The following is a 20029-nucleotide window of genomic DNA, read 5'->3' as shown; positions in this document are numbered from 1 at the left end:
ACCGTAGAACTTGACGTCAATGTGAGAATCAAGTCGAAATGATGTGATCTGCGTCATGCGAATCGGTGAGCTGGCCCGGCGCACGGGCGTCAGTGAACGGTCGCTGCGGTACTACGAGCAGGAGGGCCTGCTGACCGCGGAGCGAACACCGGGCGGGCACCGGGACTACACGGAACAGGCGGTGGACCGGGTACGACGGATCCAGGAGCTCTACGCGGCCGGGCTGTGCAGCGCGAAGATAGTGCGGCTGCTGCCCTGCATGCGCGACAGCGACGGTGGACCGGCGGAGACGGCCGACGCGTTCCTGGTGAGCGAGCTGACGGTGGAGCGGGACCGCATCGACCGCATGATCGAGGACCTGCAGCGCTCCCGCTCCCTGCTGGACGGCATCATCGACACCGCCGCCGCGGCCCCGGGCCGGGAGAGCGGCGCGCCCCGACCACGGTGACGCGAGCCGTCAGCGGCCGGTGGGTCCCGTGAAAACCCGTTGGCGGGCGGGCATGGCCGCTGCTACTTTTCCGGAGGCCGTGCGAGAGGACGAGGAGGTGGTACCCGTGACATCACTGTCGACATGGGTGCTCTCCTCCGGGGTCACGGTCGGGCGATAGGTCGTCCGGGAGCGCCGTTCAGCAGCACTCCCGAAAGGCCCGACCCTTGCGTGACACGACCTTGCACTTCACGTCCGAGCAGCGCCTCGACGACGGCGTCCTCGCCCGCGAATTCACCCTCGGCGAGATCCCCGGCACCCTGTGGACGCCCGGATCCGCCGAATCCGCCGCACCGGCCCCGCTGATCCTGATGGCCCACAACAACGGCCTGCCCAAGAGCGACGCCCGGTTGGCGGCCCGGGCCCGGCACTCGGTCGGGCGCGGCTACGCGGTGGCCTCCATCGACGCCGCCGGGTGCGGTGACCGGCCCCGTTCCGCCGCCGACGAACAGACCCGCGCCGACCTCCGCCGGGCGCTGCGGGCCGACGAGCCGGTCGACGAGATCTTCGAGTCCCTCGTCGGCCCGCTGGTCGAGAAGGCGGCCCCGGAATGGCGGACCACCCTCGACGCCCTCCTCCCGCTGCCCGGGATAGGCGGCCCGGTCGGCTACTCGGGGTGGACCGCCCTCGGCATCCGGCTGGCGGCGACCGAACCACGTATCTCGGCCGCCGGGTTCTTCGCCGGGGGATACGTGCCCCACGCCCAGCGCGAGGAGGCCCGGCAGGTCACCGTCCCGCTGCTGCTCCTGCTGCAGTGGGACGACGGAGGGAACCCCCGGCAGCGGGCCCTGGACCTGTTCGACGCCTTCGGCACCAAGGAGAAGACCCTGCACGCCAACATGGGCGGCCACACCGGCACGCCGTGGTTCGAGGGGGAGGACGCCGGCCGGTTCTTCGACCGACACCTGAAGTGAGTTCCGGCGCCGAGTAAATGCTCCCCGTCCGTCGTGGCCGGTCGCGCGGTTCCCCGCGCCCCTGACAGGGCCTAGAACGCGCCGACCGGTTCGGGGCGGCGGGTCAGCAGGCGTAGGCATGCCACCGGGCGGTCGCGTACGGGGCGGCGGGTGACCGTGGCTCCGCGGGTCGTCACCGATTCCAGGCGCTGGTGGTGCAGGTCCAGGATGAAGCGCATCAGCCGCCGGTGTTCGTCCGAGCAGTGGTCCAGCAGCACGCCGGCCTCCCGGAGCGTGGCCCGTGCGGTGCGGGCGGTGGCCGCGACCAGCGCGCGTACCCCGGGCAGGTCGCGGCCCCGCTCCAGGTCCTCGCGCGTGATGTCGTACCGGTCGAGATCGCTGACCGGCAGGTACAGGCGTCCGCCGCGCAGATCCTCGTGCAGGTCGGTCAGGATGTCCGTCCGCTGGGCCGCGTCGGCGAACAGCTTGCAGGCGTCGGCGAACTCGGCGCTGCCGCCGCCCTGATGGGCCAGCCCGGAGGTGATCATCAGGAACGGCCAGGTGAGCTGTTCCACGTACCGCTGGTAGTCGGCCTCGGTGGCGAAGCCGGGGAAGTCGAGGTCGATCCGCGCGCCGTCCAGATACGAGTCGACCCACCGGCGCGGCAGTTCGCGGGCGGCCGCGGTGTTCAGGAACGCGCGCAGCAGCGGGTGCTCGGCGCTTCCCGAGTCCAGCGCCGTACGCACCTGCGCGTCCCACGCGTCGTAGCGCCGGGTGCGTTCCTCGACCGTGCCCCGGTCGCAGACGTCGTCGGTGTAGGAGGCGAACGCGTAACCGGCGAGGACATGGGGCTGATGGTCCGCGGGCACCATCAGGCGCACCGCCAGATAGCCGGCCGGCTCCCGCCGCCGCATGAACCGCGCGACCTTCATGTAGTCGTCGCGCAGCACGCCCCGGTTCACCTCGGCCGCTTCCAGACTCCTCCGCCAGGTCCGCACGTTCCGCTCTCCTGAAACTGCCAGTCTTCAACCGCCGAAGCGACGCACGCTACCAGTCACGTGATCTTCGGCGGACGGCAGGTCCGGACGGCAGGCCCCGGGGGCAGGCCCGGGTGGCGGCCCCAGGACGTCAACGGCGCCTGCGCAGCGTGTACGCGGCGCCCGCCGTGATCAACAGGCCCGCCGCGCCGCCCGCCACGAGGGGCAGCGCGGGGGCCCGGTCGTCGCCGGAGGTGGCGGAGGAGACCGCCTCGCCCGAATCGCTGGTCACCGTCTCCGACGGCTGCGGGGGAGCGCTGGCAACGCTTGTCGGGGACTTCGAGGGGGAGGGGGCGGCGCTGGTCTCCGCCGCCGCGGACTTCGTCGGAGACGCGGCCGGCTTGCGCGTCGCGGAACCGGCGGACCCTGCCGAACCGCCGGACCCGGCAGCGTTCTTCGCCGCGGGGAAGACCACGTCCGAGCAGGAGTAGTACGTGTCCGGCGTACTCGTGTTCTGCCAGATCGTGTACAGCAGATGGCGTCCGGTGCGGTCGGACGGCAGCTCGGCCTTGATCCGGTAGGCGCCGTTCACCAGCGCCGGATCGGTGGCCGTCGCAAAGGGCCGGGCCGGTAGATCGGACCACTTGAGCGGCTTCGTTGGGTCGTAGCCGTCCTTCGTCAGGAACAGCTTGAACGTTCCTGTGTGCGGGATCGTCGACTTGTAGGTGAGTGTCATGCTCGCCCCGGCGGTCAGCCGGGTCGAGGGCCAGTCGGCGCGGGCCAGGTCGAGGCCCCGGTAGGCGGCGAGGCCACCGCTGCACAGCTTGCCGTCGGGGACGACCTGCCGGTCCCGGCCGCCGACGCCCGCCAGCCGCAGGTTGTCGAAGACGGCGACACCGGAGGCGGTGGCGGCCCGGCAGGCCGCCGACTGCGCCCGCTGCCCGCCCTCGGGGGAGCAGGCCACCACCCGGCTGACCGGGTCCGTCGGAGCCCCGTGCGCGGCGGCGGGCCCGGCGGCCCCCACCGCGAGCAGGAGCGGGGCCGTTCCGGCGAGGACGACGAGGGCGGCGGTGCGGGGTGCGGTCGTCATGGGCGGGATTCCTCCTGGGACGGCGGGCAGGGGAAGCCCGCTGTCCCTGAAGTACGGGAGAGGCGCGAGGGGCGTTCAACTCCTCCCCCTCGACCCATGGGCAACTCCTCACCCGGTCACTCCCTGTGCGGCCGGCACCCCGTACGGGTCAGCAATACGAGCCGTCCGCCGCTCACCCCGCTGGAATGGACCGTGACCGGACCCGTGACCGGAAGGGACCCGTGACCGCGCCCCCGGACGACTGCCTCGCGCGCAACGAGTGGATCTGCGGCGACTACCTGAGCACCCGCCGCCACATCCTCCTCGACGCGGTCGGCCAGCACCTCCAGCTGACGGTGCTCTCCGTCCTCATCGGCCTGGCGATCGCCCTGCCGCTGGCCGTACTGGCCCGCCGCTGGGGATGGGCCGCGGGCCCGGTGCTCGCCGTCACGACCGTCCTCTACACGATCCCGTCGCTGGCGATGTTCTCGCTGCTCCTGCCGGTGTACGGGCTGTCGGCGGCCCTGGTCGTCGCGGGACTCGTCCTCTACTCGCTGACCCTGCTCGTACGGAACATCCTGGCCGGGCTCCGGGCCGTACCCGAGGACACCCGGCAGGCGGCCCGCGGCATGGGATACGGGCCCGTCCGGCTGCTGCTCACCGTCGAGCTGCCGCTGGCCCTGCCCGCCGCCATGGCGGGGCTCAGGATCGCCACCGTGTCAGCGGTCTCGCTCGCCACGGTCGGCGCGATCGTCGGCTTCGGAGGGCTCGGCAACCTCATCTACGCGGGCATGAACACCTACTTCAAGGCCCAGGTCCTCACCGCGTCCGTGCTGTGCGTGGTCATCGCGGTCGCCGCCGATCTGCTGCTGCTCGGGATCCAGTGGCTGATCACCCCCTGGACGAGAGCGAGGCGCGGATGAACACCCTCACCGACGCCTGGAACTGGCTCACCGACCCGGCGCACTGGGCGGGCGACGACGGTGTCTGGCACCGGCTCGGCCAGCATCTCGTCCTGACCGTCGTCTGCCTCGTCATCAGCTGTCTGATCGCGCTGCCCGTCGCCCTCGTCCTGGGCCACCTCGGCAGGGGCGGCGCGCTCGCCGTCAACATCTCGAACGTCGGCCGGGCCGTCCCCACCTTCGCGGTCCTGGTCCTGCTGCTGCTCACCCCCGTCGGCGACTGGGGCGAGGGCCCCACGGTCGTCGCGCTCGTCCTGTTCGCCGTACCGCCGCTGCTCACCAACGCGTACGTCGGGATGCGCGAGGTCGACCGGGACGTCGTGCGGGCGGCCCGCGGCATGGGGATGACCGGACGGCAGCTGCTGTGGCGGGTCGAGGCGCCGCTCGCGATGCCGATGATCATGGGTGGGGTGCGGATCGCGGCCGTACAGCTCGTGGCCACCGCCACGATCGCCGCGCTGGCGGGCGGCGGCGGGCTCGGCCGGATCATCACCGCGGGCTTCAACCTGGCGAGTACGCCGCAGGTCGTCGCCGGAGCCGTCCTCGTGGCCGTCTTCGCGCTGCTCGTCGAGGCCGTCTTCGAGGCGGCCGAACGGCTGCTGCCCCGACGGGGCACCCGATGAGGGCCGGGTACGGGACCAGGTGGGGCGGGGCCCTCGCAGGCGTGCTCCTGCTGCTCCTGCCGACCGCCTGCGCCTCCGGTCCCTCCCTGGAGAAGCAGGGCGAGGTCACCGCGCCGCCCGGCGACAGCAAGGACCTGACCATCGGCTCGGCCGGCTTCACCGAGAGCGACCTGCTGGCCACCATGTACGGACTGTTGCTGAACCAGGCCGGCTACAAGACGTCGACGCTCACCGTCGCCAACCGCGAACTGTACGAACCCGCCCTGGAGTCGGGGCAGATCGACGTCGTCGCCGAGTACGCGGCGACCTTCGCGGACTGGCTGAACGCCAAGGCCAACGGGGCGGACGCCCCCGCCGTCGGCTCGCCCGACCTGGACGCCACGATGGCCGCGCTGCGGAAACTGGCCGCACCCCGCGGGCTCACCGTCCTCGACCCCGGCAAGGCCGTCGACCAGAACGCCTTCGCCGTGACGCGGGCCTTCGCCCGCGAGCACGACCTGAAGACGCTCAGCGACCTGGGGGCCTCCGGTGTCGCGGTGCGGCTCGCGGCGGGCGACGAGTGCGTACAACGTCCTTACTGCGAACCGGGTCTGAAGAAGACGTACGGCATCGACATCACCGGTGTGGACCCCAAGGGCGTCGGCACTACGCAGGCGAAACGGGCCGTGCAGAACGGCCAGGACCAGATGGTGCTGACCACCACGACGGACGCGACCCTCGACGACTTCGGCCTGGTCCTGCTCACGGACGACAGACATCTGCAGAACGCCGACTACATCGTGCCGGTGGTCAACCGCTCGCGGGCGGGCGGCAAGGGCGTCGCGACGGCTCTCGGCAAGCTCAACGGGGTGCTGACGACACAGGACCTGGCGTCCATGAACCAACAGGTCGACAGCTGGCGCCGACTGCCCGAGGACGTGGCCCGCGCGTATCTGCGGGACCGCGGACTGCTCCCGTAGCGGGACCGTGACGACTGTCGCAGTACTGGTGCGGCGGAACGGCTTCCCGCACAACCCCCGTGTCGGTACACGTCTTACATGGAAAACGGGGGACACCGCCCGACGAGGCGGGAGAAGTTATCGGAAATGAGGGTGGGGGCGCCCACGGTCGAAAAGCCCGAACTGCTGAGCGAAGCGGATTCGGTTTCCCGCGGCGACTACGAGAAGCTGGGCAGAGCGTTCCCGAAGCAGCAGCTGGAACTCCAGCGGCTGTACGGGGTCTCCCAGCGGGCCTTCGAGCGGGAGACCAGGATCTCGCTGATGGCCACCGTGGTGTACACGCTGCGCAGCGCGCTCGCCTCTCCGCAGCTCGACGACGCCGCGGCCAGGCCCAGCATGGCCGCCTACCTGGACAAGGAGATCGCCGGCATCCGGGCCAGGGTGCGCCAGGACAGAGCGGTGGCCGTCAGCCGCGGGCTCAACGTCGGCCTCTCCAGCGGGCTGCTGATCAGTCTCCTGCTGCTCGGCCTGCCGCTGATGGCGGGCGCGTGGGGATGGCTCGCGGACGTGGGAATCACCCTGAGCTGCAGCGACCGCTGGACGCTCATGGGTGTCTTCCTGAGCGGCGGCGCCGGGGCGTTCGGCGCGGTGTTCAGCGTGCTGGCGCGGCTGCGCAACAGCGGGGACGAGCTGACCCGTCGCAAGACCAACGGACACAGCGCGGCCGTCGTACCGGGCCAGATGTCGCGGAGCATGCGGCACGAGGGCGTCTACCGCGTCGTCATCGGCTGGGTCCTCGGTATCGCCGTGTTCCTGCTGCTGAGCGCGGAGTTCGTCCAGGTGATCGAGATACCGGTCGCCACGGCCGACATCTGCGGCGGCGGTGAGGGGGCGAACACCTCGTTCTGGGTGTTCTGGTGCGCGATCGGCTTCCTGTCGGGTTTCAACGAACGATGGGCCTTCGGACTGCTGAACCGCTCGCCCCGTTCCTACGGCGCGGACCGGACGGGCGACGCGGACCGGACGGGTGACCCGGACGACACCGCGGGCACGAGCGGCACGACCGGCACGGACGATCCGGACACCGGCAGGAGGACCAGGGCTCAGGCGTCCGCCACCGAGTCGAAGTCCACCTGACCCCGCGGCACACCGAGCGCGTCTGCGTCCACCGAGCGGCGCAGCGCCTCGTGCAGTTTCGCCGGCGTCAGTACGCCGAGGAAGCGCGCCCCGTCGAGCACGGCCACCCAGCCGGCGTCGTGCTGGAGCATCACGCCGAAGGCCTGCTTGAGCGGGGCGCCCACCGCGACCCAGGAGTTCATCCGATGGACGAGGGCGGCCACCGTGCCGCCCCCGGCCAGCTCCTCCACACCCACCCAGCCGTGCAGATCGCCGTCCGCGTCCAGGACGACCGCCCAGCGGGCGCCCTCCGCGCGCAGCCGGTCGGCGGCCCGCCCGGCGGGCTCGTCGAGGCGCACGACCGGCGGCTGCTCCAGGTCGTCGGGCTCGATCTCGGTGACCGACAGCCGCTTCAGGCCCCGGTCGGCGCCCACGAACCCCGCCACGTACGGGGTCGCCGGGGTGCCCAGCACCGCGCCCGGCGTGTCGTACTGCTCGATGCGGCCCTGTCCGTACACGGCGATGCGGTCGCCGAGCCGGACGGCCTCCTCGATGTCGTGCGTGACCAGCAGCACCGTCTTGCGCACGGCCGCCTGCATCCGCAGGAACTCGTCCTGCAACTGCTCCCGCACCACCGGGTCGACCGCTCCGAAGGGCTCGTCCATCAGCAGGACGGGCGGGTCGGCGGCCAGCGCCCGCGCCACGCCGACGCGCTGGCGCTGACCGCCCGAGAGCTGGTCCGGATAGCGCGGACCGAACGTCTTCGGGTCGAGCCCGACCAGGTCGAGCAGCTCGGCGGCCCGCGCCCGCGCCTTCGCCCTCTTCCAGCCGACGAGGGTGGGCACGGTCGCCGTGTTGTCGAGGACCGTGCGGTGCGGGAAGAGGCCCACCTGCTGGATGACGTAACCGATCCGCCGGCGCAGCAGCACCGGGTCGACGGTCGCGATGTCCTCGCCGTCGACGAGGATCCGGCCCGAGGTGGGCTCGATGAGCCGGTTGACCATCATCATGGTCGTCGTCTTGCCGCAGCCGGACGGGCCCACGAGCGTGACGAGTTCGCCCTCGGACACCTCGAAGGAGAGCCCGTCCACCGCGGTCGTACCGTCCGGATAGCGCTTGGTGACCTGTTCGAACCGGATCATGCCTTCACGCTAACCGCGTCGGTCACTCCCCGCTCACCAGCACCACCTCAAGGGTGCGCGGACCGTGCACCCCCTCGACCCGGTCCAGTTCGATGTCACTGGTGGCGGACGGACCCGAGATCCAGGTCAGCGGACGGGCCGGGTCGAGGCGCTCCAGGCCCTGGGGCACGGAGGACACCACCTGGTCGGGCACCCGGACCACGCAGATGTGGTGGTCCGGGACCAGGGTGATGCGGCGGCGCCCTTGATCCACGCTCCCGTCCAGCACGATGGTGCCGGTCTCGGCGACGGCCACGGCACACGCCGTGACCACGCTGTCGACCCGGTCCAGTTCGGCCGGGGTGTTCGCGGCGGAGTCGGGCACCCGGGTGACCTCGGTGGCCGCGAGCCACGCCGGATCCAGGCCCGTCGGTACGCAGACCGCCGCCGAACCCCGCTCGGCCAGCAGCCGGGCGATCGTCGCCGCCAGCTCGCCGGCCGTGCAGCGGTGCACGAGCGCCCGGTAGTCCGCCAGGTTCTCCGCCAGCAGATCCACCGTCTCCGCGACACTCCGGTGCCCGTGCTCGCGCAGATACGGGCGCGCGAAGGCCTGGTCGTACGGCGTGTCGTCGCGCGGCACATCGGCCAGCGCGCGCCGCACCCGGGCCAGGATCAGATCCCTGCTGCTCACTTCGAGGTGTCCTTTCCGCCCTGGGGCAGCTTGCCGCCCCCGGTCCGCTGCCACCAGTCGCGGAACGGCTCCGCCGGAACCGGCGGCAGCGCCCGGGTCCCGCTCCACGCCTTGCCGGGTCCGGGCAGCGTCCGCGGATGGAAGCGGCGGGTGCGGGACGCCACCCGCTGGCCGGCGCGCAGCGCGCCCGGACGGCTGAACGCCCACCGCGCGGCGCGCATCGCCGCCCGCTCGGCGGCGTGCCCCTTCGCGGGCTTCACGACGACCTTGGCGCCCTCGCGGGTCACGGCACCGCCCTGCACGACCCGTTCCCGCAGATGCACCAGCACCTCCGGGATGTCGATCGCGACCGGGCACACGTCGTAGCAGGCGCCGCAGAGCGAGGACGCGTACGGGAGCGAGGCGTCGATCTCGCTCCCGGTGCCCCGCAGTTGGGGGCTGAGGATCGCGCCGATGGGGCCCGGGTAGACCGAGCCGTACGCGTGGCCGCCCGCCCGCTCGTACACCGGGCAGACATTGAGACACGCCGAGCAGCGGATGCAGCGCAGCGCCTGGCGTCCCACCTCGTCGGCCAGCGTGTCGGTGCGCCCGTTGTCGATGAGGACGAGATGGAAGTCCCGCGGCCCGTCCTCGTCCGTGGTGCCCGTCCATGTCGAGGTGTACGGGTTCATGCGCTCGGCCGTCGAGGAGCGGGGGAGGGTCTGGAGGAAGACCTCCAGGTCCTGCCAGGTCGGCACGATCTTCTCGATGCCGACGACCGAGATCAGCGTCTCGGGCAGGGTCAGGCACATCCGGCCGTTGCCCTCGGACTCCACCACGACCAGGGTGCCGGTCTCGGCGACCATGAAGTTGGCGCCGGAGACGCCGACCTTGGCCCGCAGGAACTTCTCTCGCAGGTGCAGCCGGGCCGCGTCGGCCAGTTCGGCGGGCGTGTCGGTCAGGCCCTCGGGCGCCGGGCGGCCCCACTCGCTCATCTCGCGCGCGAAGATCTCGCGGATCTCGCCGCGGTTGCGGTGGATGGCCGGGACGAGGATGTGCGAGGGCCGGTCCTTGCCCAACTGCACGATCAGCTCGGCGAGATCGGTCTCGTAGGCGTTGATGCCCTCGGCCTCAAGGGCTTCGTTCAGCCCGATCTCCTGCGTGGCCATCGACTTGACCTTGACGACCTCGCTCTCCCCGGTCGCCTTCACGAGGTACGTGACGATCCGGTTGGCCTCGTCCGCGTCGGCGGCCCAGTGCACGGTGCCGCCGGCCGCCGTGACCGACTCCTCCAACTGCACGAGATAGCGGTCGAGATGACGGAGTGTGTGGTCCTTGATCTGCTTGCCGGCCTCGCGCAGCTCGGCCCAGTCGGAGACCTCCGCGACGGCGTTCGCGCGCTTGGCGCGGATGGTGTGCGTGGCGTGCCGCAGATTGCCGCGCAGGGTCTGGTTGTGGACGGCCTCGTGCGCGGCCTTCGGAAAGGCCGGCATGCCGAGATACGTGCCACCGCTCATGCCCGCTCCTCCTCCGTGCTCGCGAGGATCTCCGCGATGTGTACCGGGCGCATGCCCGTCCTGAGCCGGGTCATGGTGCCACCGATGTGCATGAGACAGGAGTTGTCGGCGGCGCACAGTACGTCGGCGCCCGTCGACTCCGCGTTGCGGACCTTGTCCGCGCCCATCGCCGCCGAGACATCGGAGTTCTTCAGGGCGAAGGTGCCGCCGAAGCCGCAGCACTCGTCGGCGCCCGGCAGCTCCTTGAGCTCAAGTCCCTTGACGGACCGGAGCAGTCGGCGGGGCCGGTCGCCCAGGCCGAGACTGCGCAGGCCGTGGCAGGTGGGGTGGTAGGTGACGGTGTGCGGGTAGTACGCGCCCACGTCGGTCACCTTGAGCACGTCCACCAGGAACTCGGTCAGCTCGTACGTCTTCGGTACGACCGGCGCGAGGGTGGTGGCGAGGCCGTCGCCGCGGCCCTCCGCGCGGGCCCGTTCGCCCATGCGGGGGTACAGCTCGCGGACCATCGCGCCGCACGAACCGGAAGGGGTCACGATCGCGTCGTACTCGCCGAACACATCGGAGAAGTGCCGGGCCAGGGGTTCGGCCTCGTGGCGGTATCCGGTGTTGTAGTGCGCCTGCCCGCAGCAGGTCTGCGCCATCGGGAAGTCGACGTCGACGCCCAGCCTGGTCAGCAGCTTCACGACGGCTCGGCCCGTGTCCGGATAGAGCGTGTCGTTGACACAGGTCAGGAACAGGGCGACACGCATCGCGGCTCCTTGGGGTTGTACGTCGGATGGATGCACGTTACGCGGCGCTTGGCTTTGCCGTAATGAGGTGCGCCGGCCGTGGTTTTCGGGTGCGGGTTCGCCGTGGCCGGCCGCGCAGTTCCCCGCGCCCCTTTCGGGGCGCCTGTGCAGGAGCTGATTGCCTGTCATCGGCCGCTCAGGCGGTCCTCGGCCGACCGCCATGCCGCCGTCGTGCCCTGGGGCTCGTAGCGGGTCAAGGGCTGGGTGCGGGCCAGTAGTGCGCGCATCTCCGTGCGGTCGCCGGCCTGGCCGTGGGCCCGGGCCTGGACCAGGACGTTGCCCAGGGCCGCCGCCTCCGGGGGGCCCGCCACGACCGGGAGGCCGCAGGCGTCGGCGGTGAGGCGGCACAGCAGGGCGTTGCGGGCGCCGCCGCCGACGATGTGCACGACGTCGACCGGGTGGTCGGCCAGTTCCTGCGCCTGGAGGACCGCCCGGCGGTGGGCGAGCGCGAGCGAGTCGAGGATGCACCGGGTGGTCTCGGCACGCGACGCGGGCACGGGCTGCCCCGACTCCCGGCAGGCGTCGGCGATCCGGGACGGCATCCGGCCGGGGGCCAGGAATCCCGCGTCGCCCGCGTCGACGACGGACCGCAGCGCCGGTACCTCGGCCGCGGCGGCCAGCAGTTCGCCCAGGTCCGGGTCGCCCCACTCCCGCAGGCACTCCTGGAGCAGCCACAGCCCCATGATGTTCCGCAGATAGCGGACCGTGCCGTCCAGCCCCAGTTCGTTGGTGAAGTTCGCGGTGCGGCTCGCCTCGGAGAGGACGGGTGCGTCCAGCTCCAGGCCCACCAGCGACCAGGTGCCGGTGCAGATGTACGCGAACCGCTCGTCCACCGCCGGGACGGCGGCCACCGCGGAGGCGGTGTCGTGGGAACCGACGGTCGTCACCGGGACCGGACCCGTGAGCCCGGTCTCCTCCAGCACGTCCGGCCGCAGCAGACCGGCCGGGTCCCCGGGCCGCCGCAGCGGCGCGAAGAGGTCCAGGTCGACACCGAGGCGCGCCGCGACGTCGTACGACCAGTCACCCGTGCGCGGGTCGATCAGCTGGGTGGTGGAGGCGTTGGTCAGCTCGGTGCCCGCCTCGCCCGTCAGCCAGTACGTCAGCAGGTCCGGGATGAGCAACAGACGCTCGGCGTGCGCCAGTTGGGCGGAGGAGCCCGCCGCCACCAGCTGGTACAGCGTGTTGAAGGGGGCGTACTGGAGTCCGGTGGCCGCGTACAGCTCGGGGGCGGGCACGGTGGCCCACACCTTCTCCGCGACACCCTGGGTGCGGGTGTCGCGGTAGTGCACCGGGTTGCCGAGCAGCGCCCCGTCGGCGTCGAGCAGGCCGTAGTCCACGGCCCAGCTGTCGATGCCGACCGAGTCGACCTGCCCGGCCGCGCGCAGCCCGTCCAGGACCCCCGCGTACAGGGACAGGACGTCCCAGCGCAGGCCCTCGGGGGTGCGCACCGGCCGGTTCGGGAAGCGGTGGGCCTCCGTCAGCTCCAGCGAGTCGGGGCCGACGCGGCCGACCATGACGCGTCCGCTGGACGCGCCGAGGTCGACCGCGGCGTACGACTTCACCGCCGATTCCCGGGCGAGGTCCGTCATCGGAGGAACGCGGCGGCGACGCCGGCGTCGACCGGGACGTGCAGTCCGGTGGTGTGCGTGAGGTCGCCGCCGGTGAGGGCGAAGACGGCGTTCGCGACGTGCTCGGGCAGGACCTCGCGCTTGAGGATGGTCCGCTGGGCGTAGAACTCGCCGAGCTTCTCCTCCTCGATGCCGTAGGTGGCGGCGCGCTGGGCGCCCCAGCCGCCGGCGAAGATCCCGGAGCCGCGGACGACGCCGTCGGGGTTGACGCCGTTGACGCGGATACCGTGCTCGCCCAGCTCGGCGGCGAGGAGCCTGACCTGATGGGCCTGGTCGGCCTTGGTGGCCGAGTAGGCGATGTTGTTCGGGCCCGCGAAGACGGCGTTCTTGGAGGCGATGTAGATGACGTCGCCGCCCAGCTCCTGCGCGATCATCACCCGGGCCGCCTCGCGCGAGACGAGGAAGGAGCCGCGGGCCATGATGTCGTGCTGCAGGTCCCAGTCCTTGGCCGTGGTGTCGAGGAGCGGCTTGGAGATGGAGATGCCGGCGTTGTTCACGACCAGGTCGACACCGCCGAAGGCGAGGACCGCGGCCTTGAAGGCCTCGGTGATCTGCTCCTCGGAGGTCACGTCCACGGCGACGGCGACCGCCTTGTCGGGGCCGCCGAGCGCGGTGGCGACCTCGGCCGCGTTCTCCGCGTTCAGGTCCGCGATCACGACGCAGGCGCCCTCGGCGACGAGCCGCTCGGCGATGGCCTTGCCGATCCCGCTGCCGGCGCCGGTGACGAGCGCGACCCGGGTGGCGAGGGGCTTGGCCTTCGGCATCCGCTGGAGCTTGGCCTCCTCCAGGGCCCAGTACTCGATGCGGAACTTCTCGGACTCCTCGATCGGCGCGTAGGTCGAGACGGCCTCGGCGCCGCGCATCACGTTGATCGCGTTGACGTAGAACTCGCCTGCCACCCGCGCGGTCTGCTTGTCCTTGCCGAAGGAGAACATGCCGATCCCGGGGACGAGCACGATCGCCGGGTCCGCGCCGCGCATGGCGGGGGAGTCGGCGTCGGCGTGCCGCTGGTAGTAGGCGGCGTACTCGGCGCGGTACTCGGTGTGCAGCTCCTTCAGCCGCGCGATCGCCTCGTCGAGTCCGGCGGTCGGCGGCAGGTCGAGGACGAGCGGCCTGACCTTCGTACGCAGGAAGTGGTCCGGGCAGGAGGTGCCGAGGGCGGCGAGGCGCGGGTGCTCGGTGCTCGCCAGGAAGTCGAGGACGACCTCGGAGTCGGTGAAGTGGCCGACCTGGGGCCGGTCCTTGGAGGCCAGCGACCGGATGACGGGCGCGAGGGCCGCGGCCCGCTCGCGCCGCTCGGCGTCACCGAGTGCGGCGTACCCGTCGAGCGCCGGACCGAAGGGCTCGGCCTTCCCGCGCTCGACGAGGAACTCCTCGGCGGTACGGATGATGTGCAGCGAGTTGCGCTCGCACTCCTCGGCGGTCTCGCCCCAGGCGGTGATGCCGTGCCCGCCGAGGACACAGCCGATCGCCTGAGGGTTGGCCTCCTTGACGGCGGCGATGTCCAGCCCGAGCTGGAAACCGGGCCGCCGCCACGGCACCCAGACGACGCTGTCCCCGAAACACTCGGCGGTCAGCTTCTCCCCGTCGGCGGCGCAGGCGAGGGCGATCCCGGAGTCGGGATGCAGATGATCGACGTGCGCCGCGTCCACGAGTCCATGCATCGCGGTGTCGATCGAAGGCGCGGCCCCGCCCTTCCCATGGAGGCAGTAGTCGAAGGCGGCGACCATCTCGTCCTCGCGCTCGACGCCCGGGTACACGTCCTTCAGCGCGAGCAGCCGGTCGAGCCGCAACACGGCGAGCCCGCCCTCGGTCAGGGTGCCCAGGTCGCCCCCGGACCCCTTCACCCACATCAACTCGACGTCCCCGCCGGTCACGGGATCGGTCTCGGTCCCCTTCGCGGACGTGTTCCCACCCGCGTAGTTGGTATTACGAGGATCGGCCCCGAGCCGATTGGACCGCCCGAGCAGAGCAGCGGCCTCAGGATGGGGACGGGATTGGTTTGCCATGTTCCGGTTCCTTAAAAGAAGAGAGAGGAGAAAGCCCCGTCAGGGGCGCGGGGAACTGCGCGACCAGCCACACACGACCCGCAGTCGGCCACAGGCCCCCGACCCCACGGCGAGCGGACCGCCAAGGCCGAGGGAAGCCGGGGTCAGGCCCCCCAACCCGCCTGCTCCCCACCAACCCGCTCAGCAGCGATCTTCTCCCCCCACCCGGACCGGGAATACGCGGCGATCGGATCCGCATCCAACCCGAGCTCCTCACGAACCTCCGCCACCAACGGCCGCACATCCGTGTTGTACGCATCCATCAGCACGGCGTTGGACGCCAGCACGTCCCCCGCCCGCTGCGCCGCGGCAAGCGCGTCCCGGTCGACGAGCAGCGCCTTCGCGGTCGCCTCCTGCACGTTCATCACGGACCGGATGATCGCCGGGATCTTCGCCTCGATGTTGTGGCACTGGTCGAGCATGAACGCCACGTCCGCCGTGAACCCGCCGCCCCGGATGACCTCGTACATGATCCGGAACAGCTGGAAGGGGTCGGCCGCACCGACCATCAGGTCGTCGTCCGCGTAGAACCGCGAGTTGAAGTCGAACGCCCCGAGCTTCCCCTCCCGCAGCAGCGTGGCGACGATGAACTCGATGTTGGTGCCCGGCGCGTGATGGCCCGTGTCGACGACGACCTGCGCCTTGGGGCCGAGCTTCAGGCAGTGGGCGTACGCCGTGCCCCAGTCCGGCACATCGGTCGCGTAGAACGCCGGCTCGAAGAACTTGTACTCCAGCAGCATCCGCTGGTCGTCGCCGAGACGCTCGTACACCTTTGCAAGGGCCTCGGCGAGCCGGTCCTGGCGCTCCCGGAGGTCGTCCTGGCCGGGATAGTTCGTACCGTCCGCGAACCACAGCTTCAGGTCCTTCGACCCCGTGGCGTCCATGATGTCGATGCACTCGTACAGATGGTCGACGGCCTTGCTGCGCACCGCGGCGTCCGGGTGGCAGACACTGCCGAGCTTGTAGTCGTCGTCCTGGAAGGTGTTGGAGTTGATCGCGCCGAGGGTCACACCGCGTTCCTCGGCGTGCTTCGCCAGCGCCGCGTAGTCCTCGACCCGGTCCCAGGGGATGTGCATCGCCACGGTGGGCGCGACCCCCGTGAACTCGTGCACCTTCGCCGCGTCGTCGAGCTTTTCGAAAGGATTGCGGGGGACCCCTGGCTGCGCGAACACCTTGAAGCGGGTTCCCGAGTTCCCGTACGCCCACGACGGCGTCTCTACTGCCTGGGTCTTGAGGGCGGCCTTCACCGCGGCGAGCTCGGTCACTTCGGGGCTCCTGTGACTTCCGTTGTGGCATCGGGTCCGAACTGCTTCTGAAACCACTTCTGAAACACCGTGGCTCTGAAACGATTCAGAAGGCAGAAGTTATGAGCCCCCCGAAGGGCTGTCAACCCCTCCGGCACGCACGCCTTGCCGTGACTCGGTTGTGACCTTTGGCTATCGAAAATTTCGGCCTGTACCCATTGACGTGACCTGGGCTACATGTCTAACGTCCCGGCAACCTAGTTGAAACCTTTCACGACGTCGTGAGGCCGCATCGCCCGCGTCGTTGAGGAGCCCTCATGACCCACCGGTCCGACGCGGATCCGGCCCCCGTGCTGGCACTCAAGGACATCTCGAAGTCCTTCGGCGCCGTACGCGCCCTGCGGGACGTGTCCCTGGAACTCTTCCCCGGCGAAGTGCACGCACTCGCCGGAGAGAACGGCGCGGGCAAGTCGACCCTCATCAAGACGCTCGCCGGCGTGCACCGACCGGACGCCGGTCAGGTGCTCCTGGACGGCGAGCCCACCCTCTTCCACGGTCCCGCCGACGCCCGCGACGCGGGTATCGCGGTGATCTACCAGGAGCCGACTCTCTTCCCCGACCTCTCGATCGCCGAGAACATCTTCATGGGGCGCCAGCCCCGGCGGGCCCTGGGCCGGATCGACCACAAGGCCACGCACGCCGCGACCCTGGCCCTCATGCAGCGGCTCGGCGTCGAACTCGACCCCGACCGCCCGGCGCGCGGCCTGTCCATCGCCGACCAGCAGATCGTCGAGATCGCCAAGGCACTCTCCTTCGACGCCCGCGTCCTGATCATGGACGAGCCGACCGCCGCCCTCACCGGCAGCGAGGTGGCCCGCCTCTTCGGAGTGGTCCGCGCACTGCGGGAGCAGGGCTCGGCCGTGCTGTTCATCTCGCACCGCCTGGAAGAGATCTTCCAGATCTGCAAGCGGGTCACGACCCTGCGCGACGGTGCCCTGATCTCCAGCGAACCGCTCGACGGCATGACCGAGGAGGACCTCGTCCGCCGTATGGTCGGCCGCGACCTCGACGAGCTCTACCCCAAGCAGGACGTCCGGGCGGGCGAGATCGCGCTCAGCGTGCGGCGCCTGACCCGCGAGGGTGTCTTCACCGACGTCTCTTTCGACGTCCGCCGCGGCGAGATCGTCGGCCTCGCCGGACTCGTCGGCGCCGGACGCACGGAGGTCGCCCGGGCCGTCTTCGGTGTCGACCGCTGGGACGCCGGAGAGGTCGAGCTCGACGGGAAGAGGCTGACGAACGGCGCGCCCTCCACGGCCATGGCCGCGGGTCTCGCCCTCGTCCCCGAGGACCGCCGCGCCCAGGGCCTGGTGATGGACATGTCCATCGAGCGCAACATCGGCCTCACCGGACTCCGCAAGACCGTCAAGGCGGGTCTGATGGACCGCGGCGCCGAGCGCAGCCGCTCCCTCGACTGGGCCGTCAAGCTCCAGGTCAAGTACGCCCGCATCGCCGACACCGTCAACACCCTGTCCGGCGGCAACCAGCAGAAGGTCGTCCTCGCCAAGTGGCTCGCCACCGGCCCCAAGGTGCTGATCGTCGACGAGCCGACCCGAGGCATCGACGTCGGTACGAAGGCCGAGGTGCACCGGCTGCTCAGCCAACTGGCCGCAGACGGGGTCGCCGTCCTGATGATCTCCTCCGATCTGCCCGAGATCCTCGGCATGGCCGACCGGGTCCTCGTCATGCACGAGGGCCGGCTCACCGCCGAGATCGCACGTACCGACGCCACCGAGGAAACCGTGATGGCCGCAGCCACCGGGAGGGCAGCCGCGTGACGGTCACCGCTCCCAACCCCGCCCCCGCCGCCGAGGTGCCCAAGTCCAGCGGCACCCGGCTGGTGGACCGCGTCTTCAAGATGCGCGAACTCGCCATCCTGCTGGTCTTCCTCGTGATGATCGTCATCACCCAGATCGGCAACAGCGACTTCCTGTCCGAGCAGGGCATCAAGGACCTCCTGCTCAACGCGACCATCCTCGTGCTGGTCGCCACCGGCCAGTCGCTGGTCGTCATCACCCGCAACGTCGACCTCTCCGTCGGTTCGACGCTCGGCATCAGCGCCTTCGCCGCCGGCACCTACCTGGAGGGCGGCGGCAACTCCGTCGTCGCGGTGGTCCTCGCGGTCCTCCTCGGCGTCGGCTGCGGTCTGGTCAACGGCCTGCTCGTCAGCCTCGGCCAGGTGCCCGCGCTCGTCGTCACCCTCGGCACGCTCTACATCATCCGCGGCATCGACTCCATCTGGGTCGGCTCCCGGCAGATCACCGCGGCCGGCCTGCCCGACGGCTTCATCGACTTCGGCTCCGGCGGCATCTCCGCCGTGCCGTACCTGGCGCTGATCGCGCTGGCGGTCCTGGTCGCCACCGCGTACTACTTGAAGCACTTCGGCAGCGGCCGCGAGCTGTACGCGCTCGGCTCCAACCCGGAGGCCGCCCGCCTCGCCGGCATCCCCGTACGCAAGCGGATCCTCGCCGCGTACACCTTCTGCGGAGCCCTCGCGGGCCTCGCCGGCGCCCTGTACCTCGCCCGGTTCGGCAACGTCGACTCCGGCACCGGCAACGGCTACGAACTCACCGTCGTCAGCGCCGTCGTGGTCGGTGGCGTCGTCTTCACCGGCGGCTCCGGCAGCGTCTACGGAGCGGCCCTCGGCGCCCTGCTCCTCACCTCCATCAACAGCGTGCTGCCCGCCCTCGGAGTCAGCTCCGTCTGGGTGCTCGCCATCAACGGCATCCTGCTCATCCTCGCCATCGCGGTCGACCGGATCGTCGCCCTGCGCGTGGCGACCGCACTGAAGAAGAGGAACGCCCGCCATGGCTGACTCCGCTCTCACGCGCGCCGTCCGCTGGGACACGGTCGTCGGCGCCCTCCTGATCGTCGTCCTGCTGCTCTCCTTCACCACCGTGGACGGCTTCGGCAACGCGCTCAACCTGTCGTTCCTCATCGGCAACACGCTGCCCATCGCGCTGATCGCCCTGCCGATGACCATGCTCGTGGTGTCCGGCGAGATCGACCTCTCGGTGGCCTCCACGGCCGGTCTGTCCGGCGCCGTGATGGGAGCCCTGTGGAACCAGGGCATGACCATCGAGACGATCATCCCGATCTGTCTGCTCCTCGGAGTGGTGTGCGGGCTGATCAACGGGCTGCTCGTGACCCGCCTGGGGCTGCCGTCCCTCGCCGTCACCATCGGCACGCTCGCCGCCTACCGGGGCATCGCGCAGATCGTGCTCGGCTCCGACGCGGTGACCGACTTCCCCTCCCAGTACCTGGACTTCGCGGCCGGCCGCCTCGGGGACACCTTCATCCCGTACGCGTTCCTCCCCTTCCTGGTGCTGCTCGCGATCGCCGTGGTCACGCTGCACGCCACCCCGTTCGGGCGATCCCTGTTCGCGGTCGGCGCCAACGAGGAGGCCGCGCGGTTCGCCGGCATCCGCGTCAAGCGGCAGAAGCTGATCCTGTTCACCGTGACCGGGCTGATGGCCTCGCTGACCGGCATCTTCTGGGCGCTGCACTACGCGAGCGCGCGGTACGACAACGCCACGGGGCTCGAACTGTCCGTCGTGGCGGCGGTGCTGCTGGGCGGGATCGACTTCGACGGCGGCAAGGGGACGCTGGGCGGGGCGATCGCCGGGGTCTTCCTGCTCGGTGCCCTGCAGAACGTGATGAGCCTTCAGGACGTCTCCGCGCAGTCCCAGATCGTCGTCACGGGTGTGCTGCTTGTGCTGTCCGTGCTCGGGCCTCGCGTGGCACGGCAGGTTTCCGTTGCACGGGCCGGGCGCCGGGTGGCGCGCAGTTCCACTGGTTAGGCGGTAACGCCCCGCTGGTCAGGCCGTTTTGCAATCTGCGGGCCGTCTGTGGCTGGTCGCGCAGTTCCCCGCGCCCCTTACGGGGCGCACC

General features: G+C 71.0%; 18 protein-coding genes. 9 read left to right on the top strand and 9 right to left on the bottom strand.

The window, feature by feature from the left end; all coding sequences use genetic code 11:
* Positions 1-55: 55 nt before the first annotated feature.
* Both J8N05_RS26785 and J8N05_RS26780 read left to right on the top strand, forming a co-directional pair.
* Positions 56-448, top strand: a complete 393-nt coding sequence (locus tag J8N05_RS26785; RefSeq protein ID WP_210886914.1) for a MerR family transcriptional regulator — start codon at positions 56-58, stop codon at positions 446-448.
* 221 nt (positions 449-669) lie between these two features.
* A complete protein-coding gene (locus tag J8N05_RS26780) occupies positions 670-1401 on the top strand; it encodes a dienelactone hydrolase family protein (RefSeq protein WP_210890410.1) in 732 nt (243 codons plus the stop codon).
* A gap of 71 nt (positions 1402-1472) precedes the next feature.
* Here J8N05_RS26780 and J8N05_RS26775 read toward each other — a convergent pair whose 3' ends face one another.
* Positions 1473-2378: a squalene/phytoene synthase family protein gene (locus J8N05_RS26775; RefSeq protein ID WP_210886911.1), complete on the bottom strand. Its 906-nt coding sequence runs from the start codon at positions 2376-2378 to the stop codon at positions 1473-1475.
* Between the two features lie 130 nt (positions 2379-2508).
* Positions 2509-3447, bottom strand: coding sequence for a lytic polysaccharide monooxygenase (locus tag J8N05_RS26770; RefSeq protein ID WP_210886908.1), 939 nt, complete (start codon positions 3445-3447; stop codon positions 2509-2511).
* Between the two features lie 221 nt (positions 3448-3668).
* Here J8N05_RS26770 and J8N05_RS26765 point away from each other — a divergent pair, with 221 nt between their 5' ends.
* From J8N05_RS26765 to J8N05_RS26750, 4 genes are all read left to right on the top strand, one after another.
* Positions 3669-4349, top strand: a complete 681-nt coding sequence (locus tag J8N05_RS26765) for an ABC transporter permease (protein WP_107019488.1) — start codon at positions 3669-3671, stop codon at positions 4347-4349.
* Positions 4346-5011: an ABC transporter permease gene (locus J8N05_RS26760; RefSeq protein WP_210890409.1), complete on the top strand. Its 666-nt coding sequence runs from the start codon at positions 4346-4348 to the stop codon at positions 5009-5011. The genes J8N05_RS26765 and J8N05_RS26760 overlap by 4 nt, the downstream gene beginning before the upstream one ends.
* Positions 5008-5970 carry an ABC transporter substrate-binding protein gene (locus J8N05_RS26755; RefSeq protein WP_210886905.1) on the top strand — a complete coding sequence of 321 codons (963 nt, stop codon included), beginning with the start codon at positions 5008-5010 and terminating at the stop codon, positions 5968-5970. The genes J8N05_RS26760 and J8N05_RS26755 overlap by 4 nt, the downstream gene beginning before the upstream one ends.
* A gap of 126 nt (positions 5971-6096) precedes the next feature.
* Complete coding sequence (locus tag J8N05_RS26750) at positions 6097-7086, top strand: hypothetical protein (protein WP_210886902.1); 990 nt, start codon at positions 6097-6099, stop codon at positions 7084-7086.
* On the opposite strand, the gene J8N05_RS26745 is transcribed toward J8N05_RS26750, so the two are convergent.
* The 7 genes from J8N05_RS26745 to rhaI all read right to left on the bottom strand — a co-directional run bounded on the left by J8N05_RS26745 (position 7053) and on the right by rhaI (position 16102).
* The gene (locus tag J8N05_RS26745) at positions 7053-8207 is read right to left on the bottom strand and encodes a betaine/proline/choline family ABC transporter ATP-binding protein (RefSeq protein WP_210886899.1); all 1155 of its coding nucleotides are present in this window, start codon (positions 8205-8207) and stop codon (positions 7053-7055) included. The two genes, J8N05_RS26750 and J8N05_RS26745, sit on opposite strands and share 34 nt — an antisense overlap.
* Before the next feature lie 22 nt (positions 8208-8229).
* Entirely contained in the window at positions 8230-8877 is a 648-nt protein-coding gene (locus J8N05_RS26740) for a LutC/YkgG family protein (RefSeq protein WP_210886894.1), read from the bottom strand.
* Positions 8874-10349 carry a LutB/LldF family L-lactate oxidation iron-sulfur protein gene (locus tag J8N05_RS26735; RefSeq protein WP_210890408.1) on the bottom strand — a complete coding sequence of 492 codons (1476 nt, stop codon included), beginning with the start codon at positions 10347-10349 and terminating at the stop codon, positions 8874-8876. The genes J8N05_RS26740 and J8N05_RS26735 overlap by 4 nt, the downstream gene beginning before the upstream one ends.
* A gap of 20 nt (positions 10350-10369) precedes the next feature.
* The gene (locus tag J8N05_RS26730; protein ID WP_210886891.1) at positions 10370-11122 is read right to left on the bottom strand and encodes a (Fe-S)-binding protein; all 753 of its coding nucleotides are present in this window, start codon (positions 11120-11122) and stop codon (positions 10370-10372) included.
* Positions 11123-11286: 164 nt separating this feature from the next.
* The gene (locus tag J8N05_RS26725) at positions 11287-12723 is read right to left on the bottom strand and encodes a rhamnulokinase (protein ID WP_210890407.1); all 1437 of its coding nucleotides are present in this window, start codon (positions 12721-12723) and stop codon (positions 11287-11289) included.
* A 23-nt stretch (positions 12724-12746) separates the two neighbouring features.
* Complete coding sequence (locus J8N05_RS26720; protein WP_210886888.1) at positions 12747-14798, bottom strand: bifunctional aldolase/short-chain dehydrogenase; 2052 nt, start codon at positions 14796-14798, stop codon at positions 12747-12749.
* 143 nt (positions 14799-14941) lie between these two features.
* On the bottom strand, positions 14942-16102 hold the full coding sequence (rhaI, locus tag J8N05_RS26715; RefSeq protein WP_210886885.1) for an L-rhamnose isomerase: 1161 nt from the start codon (positions 16100-16102) through the stop codon (positions 14942-14944).
* Between the two features lie 296 nt (positions 16103-16398).
* Between rhaI and J8N05_RS26710 the strand changes: the two genes are divergently transcribed.
* The 3 genes from J8N05_RS26710 to J8N05_RS26700 are packed head-to-tail and all read left to right on the top strand — an operon-like array spanning position 16399 to position 19938.
* Complete coding sequence (locus J8N05_RS26710; protein WP_210886882.1) at positions 16399-17916, top strand: sugar ABC transporter ATP-binding protein; 1518 nt, start codon at positions 16399-16401, stop codon at positions 17914-17916.
* Positions 17913-18953 (top strand): ABC transporter permease, encoded by a 1041-nt coding sequence (locus J8N05_RS26705; protein WP_210886879.1) that lies wholly within the window; start codon positions 17913-17915, stop codon positions 18951-18953. Before J8N05_RS26710 ends, J8N05_RS26705 begins: the two co-directional genes overlap by 4 nt.
* The gene (locus tag J8N05_RS26700; protein ID WP_210886876.1) at positions 18946-19938 is read left to right on the top strand and encodes an ABC transporter permease; all 993 of its coding nucleotides are present in this window, start codon (positions 18946-18948) and stop codon (positions 19936-19938) included. The genes J8N05_RS26705 and J8N05_RS26700 overlap by 8 nt, the downstream gene beginning before the upstream one ends.
* The last annotated feature ends 91 nt before the right edge of the window (positions 19939-20029 follow it).

This window comes from Streptomyces liliiviolaceus (assembly GCF_018070025.1).
Classification (GTDB): Bacteria; Actinomycetota; Actinomycetes; order Streptomycetales; family Streptomycetaceae; genus Streptomyces; species Streptomyces liliiviolaceus.
The sequence above is the reverse complement of the archived record's forward strand: the minus strand, read 5'-3'. Positions and strand labels throughout refer to the sequence as shown.

Excerpts from the sequence above, each read along its gene's own strand:
- J8N05_RS26755 (WP_210886905.1), top strand. The coding sequence starts at position 5,008 with ATGAGGGCCGGGTACGGGACCAGGTGGGGCGGGGCCCTCGCAGGCGTG.
- J8N05_RS26700 (WP_210886876.1), top strand. The coding sequence starts at position 18,946 with ATGGCTGACTCCGCTCTCACGCGCGCCGTCCGCTGGGACACGGTCGTC.
- J8N05_RS26770 (WP_210886908.1), bottom strand. The coding sequence starts at position 3,447 with ATGACGACCGCACCCCGCACCGCCGCCCTCGTCGTCCTCGCCGGAACG.
- J8N05_RS26760 (WP_210890409.1), top strand. The coding sequence starts at position 4,346 with ATGAACACCCTCACCGACGCCTGGAACTGGCTCACCGACCCGGCGCAC.
- J8N05_RS26735 (WP_210890408.1), bottom strand. The coding sequence starts at position 10,349 with ATGCCGGCCTTTCCGAAGGCCGCGCACGAGGCCGTCCACAACCAGACC.
- J8N05_RS26745 (WP_210886899.1), bottom strand. The coding sequence starts at position 8,207 with ATGATCCGGTTCGAACAGGTCACCAAGCGCTATCCGGACGGTACGACC.
- J8N05_RS26750 (WP_210886902.1), top strand. The coding sequence starts at position 6,097 with ATGAGGGTGGGGGCGCCCACGGTCGAAAAGCCCGAACTGCTGAGCGAA.
- J8N05_RS26710 (WP_210886882.1), top strand. The coding sequence starts at position 16,399 with ATGACCCACCGGTCCGACGCGGATCCGGCCCCCGTGCTGGCACTCAAG.
- J8N05_RS26785 (WP_210886914.1), top strand. The coding sequence starts at position 56 with ATGCGAATCGGTGAGCTGGCCCGGCGCACGGGCGTCAGTGAACGGTCG.
- J8N05_RS26720 (WP_210886888.1), bottom strand. The coding sequence starts at position 14,798 with ATGGCAAACCAATCCCGTCCCCATCCTGAGGCCGCTGCTCTGCTCGGG.
- J8N05_RS26730 (WP_210886891.1), bottom strand. The coding sequence starts at position 11,122 with ATGCGTGTCGCCCTGTTCCTGACCTGTGTCAACGACACGCTCTATCCG.